The organism is Lentzea waywayandensis (assembly GCF_900115955.1).
GTDB lineage: Bacteria > Actinomycetota > Actinomycetes > Mycobacteriales > Pseudonocardiaceae > Lentzea > Lentzea waywayandensis.
This window is the reverse complement of sequence record NZ_FOYL01000001.1, coordinates 834908-850572: the sequence shown is the minus strand read 5'-3', so window position 1 is coordinate 850572 and position 15665 is coordinate 834908. Positions and strand designations below refer to the sequence as shown.

Sequence of the window (15665 nt, the reverse complement as noted above, 5' to 3'; positions counted from 1 at the left end):
CCGAACGAAGAGAAGCTCGTTGAGTACCTGAAGTGGGTCACCGCCGATCTCGCCCAGACCCGCCAGCGCCTGGAGGCCGTCGAGTCCGGCAGGCACGAGCCGGTCGCGATCGTGGGCATCGCCTGCCGCTTCCCCGGCGACGTCCGGTCGCCGGAGGACCTGTGGGAGCTGGTGTCGCAGGGCCGCGACGCCATCACCGGGTTCCCGACCGACCGCGGCTGGGACCTGGGCACCCTGGCCGGCGGCACCAGCGCGACGCTGCAGGGCGGGTTCCTCTACGACGCCGCCGACTTCGACCCCGGCTTCTTCGGCATCTCGCCGCGCGAGGCCCTGGCGATGGACCCGCAGCAGCGACTCCTCCTGCAGACCACGTGGGAGGCCGTCGAACGCGCGGGCATCGACCCGACGTCGCTGCGCGGCTCGCGGACCGGCGTGTTCGTCGGCACCAACGGCCAGGACTACGGCCACGTCCTGATCGCCTCCCAGGAGGACGTCGAAGGTCACGCGGGCATGGGCACCGCGGCCAGCGTCATCTCCGGCCGCATCTCCTACACGTTCGGCTTCGAAGGCCCGGCCGTCACCGTCGACACCGCCTGCTCCTCGTCTTTGGTGGCCCTGCACCTGGCCTCTCAAGCCCTGCGCAACGGCGAGTGCTCCCTCGCGCTGGCCGGCGGCGTCACCGTCATGGCGACCTCCTCGAACTTCGCCGGATTCACCCGGCAGGGCGGTCTCGCGACCTCGGGCCGCTGCAAGGCGTTCTCGGACGAAGCGGACGGCACCGGCTGGGCGGAGGGCATCGGCGTGCTGCTCGTGGAGAAGCTCTCCGACGCCCTGCGCAACGGCCACCCGGTGCTCGCCGTCGTCGCCGGCAGCGCGATCAACCAGGACGGCGCCTCCAACGGCCTTTCCGCCCCGAACGGCCCGGCCCAGCGCGAGGTGATCAAAGCCGCGCTGGCCTCGGCGGGACTGTCCGCGTCCGATGTGGACGCCGTCGAGGCCCATGGCACCGGCACGGTGCTGGGAGATCCGATCGAGGCCGAGGCCTTGCTCGCCACCTATGGCCAGGACCGCGCGACGCCGCTGCGGCTCGGCGCGATCAAGTCCAACATCGGCCACACCCAGGCCGCGGCCGGCGTCGCGGGCGTCATCAAGATCGTGGAAGCACTGCGCCACGACACCCTCCCGCCGACCCTGCACGTCAGCGAACCCTCGTCGCACGTCGACTGGTCGGCTGGCAGCGTGTCCCTTCTGACGGAGACCACCTCGTGGCCGCGCAACGGCAAGCCTCGCCGCGCCGGCATCTCCTCGTTCGGGGTGAGCGGCACCAACGCCCACGTGATCATCCAAGAGGCGCCAGAACTGTCAGACCTCCCTGAGATGATTGGGATGGGGGCCAAAAGCCCCCTGGGGGCCGGGCAACCGGAATCGATCCAGGGATTGGCGGGCAGGCATCCTCTCGTGGTGTCGGCGAAGTCGGTGAACGCCCTGAAGGCCCGTGTCGAGCAGGTCAAGGCGCTCGAAGGAGAGCCGCGGGACATCGCGTACTCGCTGCTCACCACGAGGCCGACGACGTTCGACCATCGCGCGGTCCTCCTCGACGGTGACGTCATCGCGACCGGGACCGTGCGGCGCAAGCCGTTCGCCGCGCTGTTCTCCGGCCAGGGTGCTCAGCGCGTCGGCATGGGCAAGGAGCTGTACGAGGCGTTCCCCGCCTTCCAGGAGGCCCTCGACGCCGCCCTCCAGCACCTCCCCGCCGGCCTCAGGCAGGTGATGTGGGAGGACGAGACCCGGCTCGACCAGACCGGCCACACCCAGCCCGCGCTGTTCGCGTTCGAGGTCGCGCTGTACCGGCTGCTGGAGAGTTACGGCTTCAAGGCAGACCACGTCGCGGGCCACTCCATCGGCGAGATCGCCGCCGCGCACGTCGCCGGCGTGCTGAGCCTCGAAGACGCCGCGAAGCTCGTCACGGCCAGGGCCAGCCTCATGCAGAACCTCCCCGCCGGCGGCGTGATGATCGCGCTCCGGGCCACCGAGACCGAGGTCACGCCGCACCTCACCGCGGGCGTCTCCCTGGCCGCCGTCAACGCCGAGGACTCGGTCGTCATCGCCGGTGTCGAAGAAGAGGCGCGGGAGGTCGCCGCGCGGTTCGGCGACCGCAGGACCAAGCAGCTGAAAGTCAGCCACGCGTTCCACTCGCCGCTGATGGAGCCGATGCTCGACGACTTCCGCGCCGCCATCAGGACCATCGCGCTGAACCCGCCGAAGATCCCGTTCAGCACCACCGGCGACGTCACGAACCCCGAGTACTGGGTCAGCCACGTCCGCGACACCGTCCGCTTCGCCGAGAACGTCGGGACCATCGGCGACGCCACCCACGTCGAGATCGGCCCCGGTGCCGTCCTGGCCGCCCTCGTGGACCGCGCCATCCCGACGATGCGCAAGGACAAGGACGAGGCCACGGCGTTCATCACGGCGCTGGCCACGCTCTACACCGCCGGTGCCAGGATCGCCTGGCCGAAGCAGGGCAGGAAGACGGCGCTGCCCACCTACCCGTTCGACACCGAGCGGTTCTGGCCGCAGAGCACCATGGCTCCCGGCGCCCAGCCGAACGCCAGCCGTCCCGCTCTCTACGAGCTGAACTGGGTGAAGTCCACTGTGGACGCATCGGCCATCACGGGTGCGCGCTGGGCGATCATCGGCGGCGACGAGTTCGACCTCGCCCACGTCCTGTACGCAGCGGGCCAGTCCGTCAGCGGCTACGGCGAAACCCTCACCGAAGCCGCCCAGAACACCACACCGGACGTGTTCGTCGTTGCCGTCACGGGCGACGACACCCCGGAGACGACCCACGCGCAGACCCAGCGAGCGCTGAGCATCCTTCAGGAGGCGCTGAAGTTCGAGAACTCCCGCGTCGTCTTCGTCAGCCGCGGCGCCGCAGCAGGCGAAGACCTGGCCGCGGCGGCCGTGTGGGGCCTGGTCCGCACCGCGCAGGCCGAGAACCCCGGCCGCTTCCTGCTCGTCGACAGCGACGGTCTCGACGTCTCCGGCGCCCTGCTCACCTCGCTCGTCAACGGCGACGAACCGCAGGTCGTCGTCCGCGAGGGCAGGGTCCAGGTCGCCCGCCTCAGGGAACTGCCCGCGAACCCCGACGCCAGGTTCGAGTGGAGCGAGGACGACACCGTCCTCATCACCGGCGGCACTGGCGGCCTCGGCGCCGAACTGGCGAAGCACCTCGTCACCCGGCACGGAGTCAGGCACCTCCTGCTCGCCAGCCGCCGCGGCGAGGAGGCCCCCGGCGCGCAGAACCTGAAGCAGGACCTGGAGAACAAGGGCGCCACCGTCACCATCGCGGCCGCCGACGTCTCGAACCCCAACGACGTCCAGACCCTGTTCGCCGCCGCGGAACGCCCGCTCACCACCGTTATCCACACGGCGGGCGTGCTGGACGACGCCCTGGTCGACGCGCTCACCCCCGACCGCCTCACAGCGGTCCTCACGCCCAAGGTCGACGCCGCACACCTGCTCGCCCAGCACGACCTCAAGCTGCTCGTGCTCTACAGCTCCGTCTCCAACGTCATGGGCGCGCCCGGCCAGGGCAACTACGCCGCCGCCAACTCCTACCTCGACGCCCTCGCCCGGACCAGGCCGAACACCATCAGCCTCGCCTGGGGCCCGTGGGCGCAGGACAGCGGCATGACCGCGGGCCTGAGCGACGCCGCCATGGACCGCATCGCCCGCTCCGGCATGCCGCCACTGGCCGTCGAACAGGGCCTCGCGCTGTTCGACGCCGCACTCGTCGAGAACAGGCGCGTCGTCGTTCCCATGCACGTCAACCGCAACCAGCAGCGCGTCGCCCCGCTGCTGCGCGACATCGTCGACGAGCAGCTCCTCCCGCAGCAGAGCCAGATGGCGGCCGTCACGGTCCTCGACCGGCTGCGCGACCTCGACGGCGACGAACGCGTCGACCAGGTCCGCGAGCTCGTCGTCGGCACGTGCGCCGCGCTGCTCGGCCACAACGACGCGTCCACAGTGGACGCCGAGAAGAACTTCCTGGAACTGGGTTTCGACAGCCTCATCGCCGTGGAGCTGCGCAACCAGCTCAACGACATGCTCGCCCTCAAGCTTCCCGGCAGCGCCGTGTTCGACAGCGGCACCCCCGCCGTGCTGGCCGCGAGGGTCGACGCCGAACTGGGCACCATCGCCGGGCCCGCCACGAGCAACGGCATGACGGTCAGCGCGCACGACACGGTGTTCGGGCTGTTCATGGACAGCGTCTCGGGCGGCAAGGTCGTCGAAGGCCTCAGGCTGCTCAAGGCCGTCGCCCAGCTGCGCCCCATGTTCGACAGCCCGGCCGAGCTGGAGGACCTGCCCGTCCCCGTCACCCTCGCCGACGGCCCGAAGCTGCCGAAACTCGTTTGCGTCAGCGCACCCGGCGCCACCGCCGGCGTGCACATGTACGCGCGGCTCGCCGCCCACCTGCGCGGCAAACGCCACGTCTCAGCACTTCCACTGATCGGTTTCAACGAAGGCGAAGCGCTGCCGCGCACCACGGAGGCCGCCGCCAGGTTCGTCGCGGAGAGCATCCTCAACGGCACCGACGGCGACCCGTTCGTCCTCGTCGGACACTCCTCCGGCGGCACCCTCGCCTACTTCGCGGCCGCCGTGCTCGAAGAGACCTGGGGGATCACCCCGGAAGCGGTGATCATGCTCGACACCCTGAGCATGAACTACAACTCCAGCGAGGGCATGGACTTCGGCGCCGTCACCACGAACTACTTCAACACCATGGACTCGCCCGCGGTGAACATGAACAGCACGCGCCTGTCCGCGATGGCGCACTGGTTCCCGCTCATCATCGACACCGGCCTCCACACGACGGTCCCGAAGTTGCTCATCCGCTGCGCCAACGAAGTCAAGGGCACCGACCTCGTCACGACGAACCAGGACGTCGACGTGCCCGCCGACGAGATCCGCGTCGTCGCCACCGACCACATGGCGATGGTCAAGGAGGACGCGGGCGTCATCGCGGACGTGATGGAGGACTGGCTCAGCACCCGTATCGAGAAACTGGAAGGCGTCCGATGACCACATCGCAGGAACTGCCCCTGATCGGGGTCGAACTGCCGTCGATCCTGACGTTCAGCGAACTCCGGCTGCGGTTGCAGGAACAGGCGCCGGTGTGCCGCATCCGGACGCCCGCGGGCGATGAGGGCTGGCTCGTGACCCGCCACGCCGAGGTGAAGGCGCTGCTGCAGAACCAGAAACTCGGCCGCAGCCACAAGGACCCGGCCAACGCGCCGAGGTACTTCCGCAACCCGATGCTCGACATGCTCATCACCGCCGACGACATCGAGGTCGAGAAGGAGCGCCACGAGAAGAAGCGCGTCCTCTACACCAAGAGCTTCGCCGCCCGCCGCGTCATCGAACGCCGCGAGCGCGTCGTCGGCATCGCGAACGAGAAGCTCGACGCGATCATCGCCGCCGGTCAGCCAGCCGACCTGCACGACGCCTACTCGATGGACTACTCGCAGCAGGCGCTGTGCGACATGGTCGGCATCCCCGTCGAGGACCGCGCCAAGCTCCTCGAGATGATGGACACCGTCGGAGCCTCCGACCAGGAGTCCGCCGAGGCCGGCATGGACCCGCTGTTCGGCTTCGCGGCCGACATCGGCGAACGTCGCAGGTCAGAGCTCGGCGACGACGTCATCTCACGGTTCATCGAGACCGGTCTGACCAACGAGGAGATCGGCCTCCACGTCGTCACGCTGCTGTTCACCGGCCTCGCGGGCCTCGCCAGCCACCTCGACTTCGGCGTGCTGCTGTTCCTGCGCAACCCCGAGCAGCGTGCGAAGGCCATGGCCGACCCGGAGATCATGGCCCGCGCCGTCGACGAGGTCATGCGCGCCACGATCAGCTCGCCCGTCCTGCCCCGCTACGCCAGCGAGGACATCGAGATCGGGGGCGTCACCATCAAAGAGGGCGACCTCGTGATGCTGGACTTCAGCCTCGCGAACTTCGACCCGCGCGCGTTCGAGAACCCGCACGACTTCGACGTCACCCGCTCGCCGAACCACCACTTCACGTTCGGTCACGGCATGCGGCACTGCACCGGCGCCCCGCTCGTGCGGATCATCCTCGCCGTCGCCTACACCACGCTGTTCGAACGCCTGCCCACGCTGCGGCTCGCGGTGCCGGAGTCCGAGCTCGAGTCGCACCCCGGCGGACGCCTCGCCGGCGGCCTGGAGAGGTTCCCCGTCACCTGGTGAGCGCTGGTCGGGTGAGCGCCGTCACTCCGCTTCTTCCTCGAGGCGCGCCTTCTCCGCCAGGCGCGCCTCTTCGGCCTTGAACTCCTTGTAGGTGGCGCGCTCGCGCACCAGCCACTCCGGGTTCTCGTCCTTGAGCGCGGTGATCTGGTCGGTGGTCAGCGCCTCGGTGATGCCGGCGCGCACCAGGCCCGACGCCGAGATACCGAGCTTCTGCGCGATGAGCTGCTTGGGGTGCGGGCCGTTGCGGCGCAGGTCCGCCAGCCACTCCGGCGGGTTCGCCTGCAGCTCGTTCAGCTCGTCGCGCGACACGACGCCGGCCTGGAACTCCTCGGGGGTGGCCTCGAGGTACACGCCGAGCTTCTTGGCGGCGGTGGCTGGCTTCATCGTCTGCTGCGACTTCATGCGCAAAGAGTAACCGTTGCGTCCGGTAGCCTCAGCGCGTGACCGGATCGTTCACGCTCGCGTACGTCCCAGGCGTGACGCCGGGCAAGTGGGCACGGGTCTGGCAGGAACGCCTGCCGGAGACCGAGCTGACCCTCGTGCAGGTGCCCGTCGCCGAAGCCGCCGCAAAGGTGCGCTCGGGCGAGGCCGACGCCGCGCTGCTCAGGCTGCCCGGCGACCGCGAGGACCTGCACGCGATCCCGCTCTACACCGAGACCAGCGTCGTCGTGTTCCCGAAGGACCACGAGTTCGCCGCGGCCGACGAACTGTCCCTTGAGGACCTGGCGGAACACGTCCTGTGGCAGCCGCTCGACGACCCGCTCGACTGGGACGCGCAGCCGGGCCAGCCGCCGGTCGAACGGCCGGAGACCACCGCCGACGCGATTCAGATCGTGGCCGCGGGCGTCGGCATGCTGGTCGTGCCGCAGTCACTGGCTCGGCTGCACCACCGCAAGGACCTCAAGTACGTGCCGCTCTCGGACGCGCCGCAGTCCCGCGTGGCGCTGTCGTTCCCGATCCGCGACGAGAACCCCGAGCTGATCGAGCACATGATCGGCATCGTCCGCGGCCGCACGGTCAACAGCACCCGAGGCCCCGCGCCGGAGCCTGAGAAGAAGAAGCAGGCGCCCAAGCAGCAGCAGCGACGGGGCCCCGCACCCCAGCAGAAGAAGCAGCCTGCCAAGCGCGCGAAACCCCGTCGCGGTCGCTGAACTCAGTCGTGCACCGTGATCGCCTGGGCCGGGCAGATGCCCCTGGCCGTCCTGGCGGTCGACTCCGCGTCGCCCGACGGGCTGGCGTCGAGCACCGTGACGAACCCGTCGTCGTCCTGGTCGAACACGTCCGGCGCGGCCAGCACGCACTGAGCCGAGCCGATGCACTTGCCGGTGTCCACACTGATCCGAGCCATGACGCACCCTTTCCGAGATTCACCAGCGCACTGGTAGCGCGTGGAGTCCGAAGAGGACTCCGTCGTACTTGAACCGCAGCTCCTCCAGCGGCACCGCGACCTCGAGAGTCGGGATCCGCCTGAACAGGCCGCGGTAGGCCACGTCCATCTCCAGCCGCACCAGGTTCTGCCCGAGGCACTGGTGCACGCCGTACCCGAACGCCACGTGCCCGGTGGCCGAACGGGACGGGTCGAACTCGTCCGGCCGCTCGAACATGTCCGGGTCGTGGTTGGCACCGGCCACGAGTGGCACGATGCCCTCGCCCGCCCTGACGAGCTGGCCGCCGATCTCGACGTCCTCGATCGCCACCCGCAACGCCACCAGGTCCGCCACCGAGTGGTAGCGCAGCAGTTCCTCGATCATGCGGTCGTCGTCGATCCACTGCTTCTGCTGCAACAAGGTGACGACGCCGAGCGAGATGTTGTTCGCGGTCGTCTCGTGGCCCGCGATCAGCAGCAGCATCGAGACACCCGAGAGCTCCTGCGGCGTCAGCAGACCGCCCTGCAGCAGCTTGCTGATCAGGTCGTCGCCGGGACGCTTGGACTTGATCGTGATCAGCCGGTTGATGTAGCGCAGCAGGTGTTCGGACGCCTTGTCCCGCTGCTCGTCGGTCGACGTCAGCGTCACGAGGACCTTCGTCTTCTCCTCGAAGAAGTCGCGGTCCACCTTCGGCACGCCCAGCAGCGCGGAGATCACCAGCGACGGCACCGTCAGCGAGAAGTCCTCGACCAGCTCGGCCGTGTTGCCCTTGGCCAGCATCTGGTCGATGGCGTGGTCGACGATCTGCTCGACCGCCGGCCGCAACGCCCTGATGCGGCGCACCGTGAACTCGGGGATCAACGCCTTGCGGAACCTGTTGTGGTCAGGCGGGTCCAGCGACACGAACCAGCCCGGCACGTCGTCCGCGGACGGCGCGCCGACGGTCCGTGACGGGCGTGGAAACCCTTCGTGCGTCGGGTTGGAGCTGATGCGCGGATCGGTGAGGACCGCGCGCACCTCCTCGTGCCTGGTCACCAGCCACACCGTCTCACCGGACGGCAACGCGGCCTTAGTCAGGCCGGGTTTCGTGCGGAACCCCTCGTACTCGGGAGGAGGGAACGGCACGCCGGGGCGCCGCATCATGAACGGGACCAGGTCAGTGCTCGTCATGTCTCACACCCCGTAGAACTGGCGGACTCGCGCCACGATGTAGTCCTGGTCGGCCTCGGTCAGCTCGGCGTGGGTCGGGAGGTACAACCCGTCGTCGGCGAACCGGTTCGCGTTCAGCGTCGGCCACACCGGGTCGAGATAGCCGGGCTGCCTGCTCATCGGCTTGAAGAAGAGGCGGGTCTCGATCCCTTCCTCCGCGAGGAACCTCATGAGCTCCTCACGGCGCTGCGCGCGCAGGTCGTACATCCACAACACGTCACGCGGCGGCATGAGGGTGATGCCCTCGATGCCCCGAAGACCTTCGTCGTACCGCTTCTCGATCTGTGCGCGCGTGGCGATGATCTCGTCGAGGCGTTCGGTCTGCGCGAGCGCGACCGCGGCCTGCAGGTTGGTCATCCGGAAGTTGTAGGCGAGCTTCTTGTGCAGGAAGCTGTGGTCGCGGGTGAACGCCATGCCGCGCAGGTGCGCCATCTGCCGCGCCAGGTGCGGGTCGTTCGTCACGCAGACACCGCCCTCGCCCGAGGTGATGACCTTGTTGGCGAACAACGAGAACGCGGCGATGTCACCGGTCGGCTTGACGCCGTGCGCCTCGGCCGAGTCCTCGACCACGCGCAGGTTGTACTCGTAGGCCAGTTCGAGGATCGGGTCCATGTCGCACTGCCGGCCGTAGACGTGCACCGGCATGATCACCTTGGTGCGCGGGGTGATCTTCTCCTCGATCTTCGTGACGTCGATGTCGAGGTCGTCCGCGCAGTCCACGAAGACCGGGGTGGCGCCGGTGTAGGTCACGGCCCACGCCGAGGCGATCATGGTGAACTCGGGAACGATCACCTCGTCGCCGGGGCCGACGCCCAGGGCGCGGAGTGCGAGCGTCAGAGCCGTTGTGCCGGAGGAACACGCGACGCCGTACTTGACGTCGTTGTAGGCGGCGAAGGCCTCCTCGAACTGAGGCACGTACGGCCCCTGCGAGGAGATCCAGCCGTCCGTCACGGCCTTCGTCGTGTACTCGAGCTCGTTGCCGCGCAACGAAGGCATCGAAACGGGATAGCGATAGCTCATCGTCAACTCACTTCGAGGCCAGTGCGGGCAGAGAGAGGATCAGGTCGGCGGCGGTCTTCCGGCCGCCCGCGGAGTGCTGCAGTGCCGCGAGCCGTTCGGCGTTCTCGGTGAACGCCGGGTCGTCCAGGACGCGGGTCAGCTTGTCCACGACGTCGTGCGGGTCGACGGTGTGCGGCTTGTCCAGCGTCAGCCCGACGCCGAAGCTCGTGGCGCGGATCGCCTGGTCGTAGCAGTCGACCCACAACGGCCGCGACACCATCGGCTTGCCGAAGTAGATGCTTTCGGTGTAGGCGTTTCCGCCCGCGTGCGTGAAGAACAGCTTGACGTTCGGGTGCGCCAGCACGTCAAGCTGCGACGGCACCCACGTCTCGATGCGCAGGTTGCCGGGAAGCACGGAGGGCAGGAACTTCTGCTGGTCGCGCGGCAGCTTCCACAGGACCGAGTGCCGGCCGTCGAGGCTGCGGGCGACCTGGACGAACGCCTCGACCTGGTCCCGGGTCAGCCGCGTGATCGTGCCGAAACCCATGTAGACAACGGACTTCTGCGCGTCCAGCCACGTGCCCAGCTCGCCCGGCTCGGCCTGGGGGAGCGGCGGCACCAGCGCGCCGACCGTGCGGATCTTCTCCGGGACGTCGAACGGGTAGTCCATCTCCGGGATCGAGTAGCACAGCACCATCTCGGCCTGCTCGACCCGCGCGAACTGGCCGGACGCCTTGGGGGAGATGCCCAGCTCGGCGATCACCTTGGCGTTGCGCGCGTTGCGGTCCTTGTTGGCCTTCGTGAACGCGGTCGCGAGCGTGCGCCAGCCGAAGAACCTGTTGGCCCAGCGCTGGGTCCAGGACATGTCGGCGGGCAGCCCGGTGTGCGGGCGAGGGAAGTCCTTCGGCGTGTACGACGGACCGATCGGGATCGCGGACGTCACGAGGTTCGACGCGACGAACGGGTTGCTGATCACGTAAGGAATTCCCTTGGTGATGGCGACCTCGTAGCCGAACATGCACATCGACTCGACGATCATCAGCGCCGGCCGGATCTCGTCGACCAGCTCCGAAAGCCCGCGGTACTTGGGAATCCGCTGCTCCGGCCGGTTCGTCTGCTCGATGACGGCCTTGCGCGCCTTGAACCGCGACCGCTGCGTCACCTTCGCGTAGACGTCGTCCGGCCAGGTGACCGAGGACATCTCCGGGATCACGTCCCCCAGCGAGAAGAACTCGATCGGCGAGCCGACCGCCGCCGCCTCGACCTCCTCGCGACCCTTGTCGTCGGTGGCGAACCACAGGTTCTCGACGCCGCGGCGCGACAGTTCCTCGGCTAGCACGAGCATCGGGTTCAGCAGGCCGCTCTCCGGCAGACTGACGAACAGGATCGGCCGCTGGCTCATGGACTTCACCCTTCGGACTGACGCCTGGTGACCGCGAGCCTGCCGGACCCCGGGGTGCCCTGTCCCAGGGCGGCGGTCTTCTCCAGAAGAAGACCTAGTGTTCGAAAGCACCGGGACTCCAGGAGAACACCTAGAACTGGCGCGTATCGATTTGATGGGGATGCGTTGGCCTGCGACGCTCGGTGCCGACCCGTCATGCCCGCGCTCCTGGGGGACCGTGGTGGTGCCTCATCAGCACGCACCGCGCTGCGGCACGGCGGCTTTCCTGGCGAGAGGTACATCATCATGACCGGGACGTCTGACAACAGCATGACCAAGGCGAGGCTCGCGGGCCTGATCGAGCGGGACGACCAGTGGGCCACCTTGGAGACGTTGTTGACAGACTCCCTGTCAGGATCCGGAAGGGTCGCGTTACTCACAGGCCCTGTGGCGTCGGGGAAGACCGAGCTGCTGCACGCGTTCGGTGAGGCCTCCGGCGTCGGCTTCGTCAAGGCCACCTGCTCGGCGTTCGAGCGCGACCTGCCGTTCGGGGTGGCGAGCCAGATCTTCCACCCCCTGGACGCACCGGACGAGGTCGGCGAACTGCTCGACGCCGCCGCCCGCAGTGCCGACGGGCCGACCGCCCGCCAGTTGCACGCGTTGTGCCTGGCCTTGCTGGATCTGACGGCCGAGACGCCACTGGTGATCGGCATCGACGACGTGCAGCACGCTGACTCGTCGTCGCTGCACTGGCTGCTGTACCTGATCCGCCGGCTCGGCCAGGCGAAGGTGCTGCTGATGCTCAGCGAGACCGCCTCACCGCGTGCCGCGCACACCGCGCTGCACACCGAGCTGTTGCGCCACCCGCACTGCCGCGACGTCCAGCTGGCGCCGCTGGGGTCGTTGGGCGAGCTGTTCGAGGCCTCCGTGCACGCCGTGGACGCGATGGCGTTGTCCGGCGGGAACCCGTTGCTGGTGCGGTCGTTGCTCGACGACCAACGGCTCTGCAAGCCGCGCGACGACGGTGGTCTGGTGATCGGGCCCAGCTACCGGCGGGCGCTGGTCAGCTGTCTGCATCGCAGCGACCACCACGTGCTGCCCGTCGCGCGGGCGCTGGCCGTGACGGGGGAGCAGGCGACGCGGGAGTCGTTGGGGCGCCTGGCCCGCGCCGACACCGAGACCGTGGCGTCCGCGCTGGACGTGATGAACGAGGCCGGGCTGCTGTGCGACGGCTGGTTCCGCGACCCGGCCGCGCGGGGCGCCGTGCTGGACGATCTGTCCACTCAGGACCGCAAGGAGATGTACCTCGGCGCGGCGTTGCTGCTGCACGACGAAGGCGCGCCCGCCACCGAGGTCGCCCCCTATCTGGTGATGGCCGACCACTCCGAGAACCCGTGGATGGTGCCGGTCTTCGAGGAGGCCGCCGAGCACGCCCTGCGCGACGAGCAGATCGACACGGCGTTGCGCTACCTGGAGCTGGCCCATCGGGCGTGCGTCGAGGTGCACGGGCGCGCGGCGATCGCGGCGAAGCTGGTACGGGTCGAGTGGCGGGTCAACCCGTCCGCGGCCGGCCGGAGGCTCGGCACGGTGGTGCCGGCGATGCGGGCCGGGCAGCTCTCCGACCGGGACGTCACGTCGCTGGTGCAGCCGATGCTGTGGAACTGCCAGGTCGACGAGTCCACCGAGGCGATGGACCGCGTGCGGCGCACCACCACGTCGAGCAACGGCCTGCGCGCCATGGAACTCTGGCTCGCCTGCTCGCACCCGACCCTGGCCCGCCGGGCGACGTCCACCCCGGAGACCGTGAAGACCCGGACGGTGAGCCTGACCTCCGGACCGATGCTGAAGGCCGTCACCGCCCTCGCGAACGTCCTGACGTACGGCAACAACGATGCTTCGGCCACCGACGCCGAGCACGTGCTCCAGGCCGCGCGGCCGTCCGACAGCGGCTGGTGGGGTCCGGAGTCGGCGATGCTGGCGTTGCAGGCCCTGGTCTACGCGGACCGGCTCGACGTGGCGGCGCAGTGGTGCGACAAGCTGCTGGACGAGGCGCGGGCCAAGAACCTCGCGGTCGCGCGCGCCTTCTTCTCCTGCGTGCGCGCCGAGGTGTCACTGCGGCGCGGCGACCTGACCACCGCCTTCGAGCACGCCCAGAACGCCCTCGACCTCATGCCCGCAGGTGGGTGGGGCGTGGCGCTGGGCATGCCGCTGGGGATCCTCATCAACGCGGCCACCAAGATGGGCCGGCACGAGGACGCCGCCTCGTTCCTGGAACAGCCGGTGCCCGAGGCGATGTTCCAGTCGCGGTACGGGTTGCACTACCTGTACGCACGCGGCCATCACTACTTGGCGACCTCCCGGCACTACGCGGCGCTCGCGGACTTTCTGTCGTGCGGCGAGCTGATGACGTCCTGGGGCGTGGACCAGCCAGGGGTGGTGCCGTGGCGGACGTCGGCCGCGGAGGCGTGGCTGCTGCACGGGGCGAACCGGGACGAGGCCAAGCGGCTGATCAACGAGCAGCTCGCCCGGCTGGGCCCGGACGCCTCGCGCACCCGTGGGGTGGCGTTGCGGTTGCTGGCCGCCACCAACCAGCCGCACAACCGGCCGCAGCTGTTGCAGGACGCCGTGGTGATCCTGGAGGAGTACGGGGACCAGTACGAGCTCGCGCGTGCTCTGGCCGACCTGTCCAAGGCACATCAGGCCCTGCGGGAACATCGGCGCGCGTGGACCGTCGCCCGGCGGGCATGGCACGTGGCGAACGTGTGCGATGCCGCCGAGTTGTGCGAGGAGCTGCTGCCCTCGCGCGGGAAGGTCGACGGCGAAGACGCGCCGGCCGAGGAGAAGCCGGCCGATCCGATCGCGACGCTGACCGACGCGGAACGGCGGGTGGCCGCGCTGGCCGCGGTGGGCTACACGAACCGGGAGATCGCGTCGAAGCTCTACATCACGCCGTCGACCATCGAGCAGCACCTGACGCGGGTGTACCGGAAGCTGAACGTCAAGTACCGCAAGGACTTGCCGGCGGATCTGCACTCGTACCTGCCCAGCACGGCCTGATCCTCCACTGAGGACGCCGCGCTTTCACTCGATCGTGTCCGCTCTCGCCCGTTATCAAAACGTGATCTTGCGGTAGTGTCGAACACATGAGCGAACCCGACCCCTGCTTCCTCTCGACCGACGAGCTGCTCAGCAGCGTCGTCAGCGAGGTCGTGGAGATCCGGGTCCGCGAGCACGCCGTGCTGCGGAAGCTCGCCGAGCTGGACCGTCGCGGCGCGGCCGAGGAACTGGGTTACAAGGACCTGCCGCAGGTGCTGCGGCACGCGGTCCGCTGGGACCTGAAGACCGCGCGGCAGTGGCTCGCGAACGCGCACGCCCTGAGCCACGAGATCACCCCGACGGGCAGCAGGCTGGAGCCGGATCTCCCGGTCACCGCCGCCGCGGTCGCGGAGGGCACGCTCTCCACCGACCACATCTCCGCCGTCGCCGAGGTGATGAAGAAGCTGCCCGCCGAAGCCGAAGGCCCGGTGGTGGAGTTCGCGCAGGCCCACGAGCCGAGCGCGGTCCGCTCCTTCGGCAAGGAACTGGCCTACCGCCTGTACCAGGACGATCCGGAGCCCCGCGACACCGAGCCCGCACCGCCGACGAACCAGCACGTGATGCGCTGGAAGGGTGAGTGCCTGGAGATCTGGGCGAAGCTCGACAAGATCACCGGCGCGAAGTACGAGGCCCTGCTCGACCCGCTGGCCAAGCCGCGGCCGGAAACGCTCGAGGAAGGGCCAGACCTCCGCACCCGCTCCGAACGCGAAGGCGACGCCCTGGCCGAGCTCGTCGACCTGATGCTGCGCGCCGACCAGCTGCCCGAACACGGCGGCGAACCGGTCAGCCTCACTCTGACGATGCGCTACGAGGACCTGGTGAGCCAGGCGGGCCAGGCGATGCTCGACAACCGCGAGCGCATCCCGGCCGCCGAGGCCCGTCAGCTCGCCTGCAACGCCGGCATCATTCCGCTGGTGCTGGGCGAACGCTCACAGCCGATGGACATCGGCCGCAAGGCCCGCACCTTCCCCGCCGCGATCCGCCGAGTGCTGGTGGCGCGCGACCAGGGCTGCGCCTTCCCCGGCTGCGAGCGCCCGCCGAAACACTGCGACGCCCACCACGTCCGGTTCTGGTCCAACGGAGGCGAGACCTCCGTCGACAACGCCGTGCTGCTGTGCCGCAACCACCACCGCCTGATCCACCACAGCGAGTGGGAGATCAGGATGGTGCAGGGCCTGCCGCGCTTCTACCCACCGGGCTGGCTGGATCCGGACCGCGCGGCCCGCCGCAACGTGCTCCACGGCTTCGAGGGGACCCAACCCTCAGCGAACCGCACCGACAGAACGGGCACGCTGACGCCCGCCTGGGTACTGCCGCAACCGCGCCCTCACCCTGCCTTGGTCTAGC

At 69.3% G+C, this 15665-nt stretch carries 9 protein-coding genes and 1 pseudogene; 5 read left to right on the top strand and 5 right to left on the bottom strand.

What is annotated here, in order from left to right:
• A pseudogene (locus tag BM417_RS03685) lies at window positions 1-5085 on the top strand (SDR family NAD(P)-dependent oxidoreductase); the annotation flags it as partial.
• Window positions 5082-6266: a cytochrome P450 gene (locus tag BM417_RS03680; protein WP_093588261.1), complete on the top strand. Its 1185-nt coding sequence runs from the start codon at window positions 5082-5084 to the stop codon at window positions 6264-6266. The pseudogene BM417_RS03685 and the gene BM417_RS03680, both read left to right, overlap by 4 nt.
• 21 nt (window positions 6267-6287) lie before the next feature.
• Here the strand turns inward: BM417_RS03680 and BM417_RS03675 are convergent, their stop codons facing one another.
• A complete protein-coding gene (locus BM417_RS03675) occupies window positions 6288-6650 on the bottom strand; it encodes a DUF5997 family protein (RefSeq protein WP_218164343.1) in 363 nt (120 codons plus the stop codon).
• A gap of 56 nt (window positions 6651-6706) precedes the next feature.
• Between BM417_RS03675 and BM417_RS03670 the strand changes: the two genes are divergently transcribed.
• Window positions 6707-7417, top strand: a complete 711-nt coding sequence (locus BM417_RS03670) for a LysR family substrate-binding domain-containing protein (RefSeq protein ID WP_093588259.1) — start codon at window positions 6707-6709, stop codon at window positions 7415-7417.
• A gap of 2 nt (window positions 7418-7419) precedes the next feature.
• Here BM417_RS03670 and BM417_RS03665 read toward each other — a convergent pair whose 3' ends face one another.
• The 4 genes from BM417_RS03665 to BM417_RS03650 are packed head-to-tail and all read right to left on the bottom strand — an operon-like array spanning window position 7420 to window position 11243.
• Complete coding sequence (locus tag BM417_RS03665; protein ID WP_093588258.1) at window positions 7420-7614, bottom strand: ferredoxin; 195 nt, start codon at window positions 7612-7614, stop codon at window positions 7420-7422.
• A gap of 19 nt (window positions 7615-7633) precedes the next feature.
• The gene (locus tag BM417_RS03660; protein ID WP_093588257.1) at window positions 7634-8803 is read right to left on the bottom strand and encodes a cytochrome P450; all 1170 of its coding nucleotides are present in this window, start codon (window positions 8801-8803) and stop codon (window positions 7634-7636) included.
• A gap of 3 nt (window positions 8804-8806) precedes the next feature.
• Complete coding sequence (locus tag BM417_RS03655) at window positions 8807-9862, bottom strand: DegT/DnrJ/EryC1/StrS family aminotransferase (protein WP_093588589.1); 1056 nt, start codon at window positions 9860-9862, stop codon at window positions 8807-8809.
• 7 nt (window positions 9863-9869) lie between these two features.
• Window positions 9870-11243 carry a glycosyltransferase gene (locus tag BM417_RS03650; RefSeq protein WP_093588256.1) on the bottom strand — a complete coding sequence of 458 codons (1374 nt, stop codon included), beginning with the start codon at window positions 11241-11243 and terminating at the stop codon, window positions 9870-9872.
• Window positions 11244-11528: 285 nt separating this feature from the next.
• Here BM417_RS03650 and BM417_RS03645 point away from each other — a divergent pair, with 285 nt between their 5' ends.
• Window positions 11529-14279, top strand: coding sequence for a helix-turn-helix transcriptional regulator (locus BM417_RS03645; RefSeq protein ID WP_177320258.1), 2751 nt, complete (start codon window positions 11529-11531; stop codon window positions 14277-14279).
• Window positions 14280-14365: 86 nt separating this feature from the next.
• The gene (locus tag BM417_RS03640) at window positions 14366-15664 is read left to right on the top strand and encodes an HNH endonuclease signature motif containing protein (RefSeq protein WP_093588254.1); all 1299 of its coding nucleotides are present in this window, start codon (window positions 14366-14368) and stop codon (window positions 15662-15664) included.
• Window position 15665 lies beyond the last annotated feature (1 nt).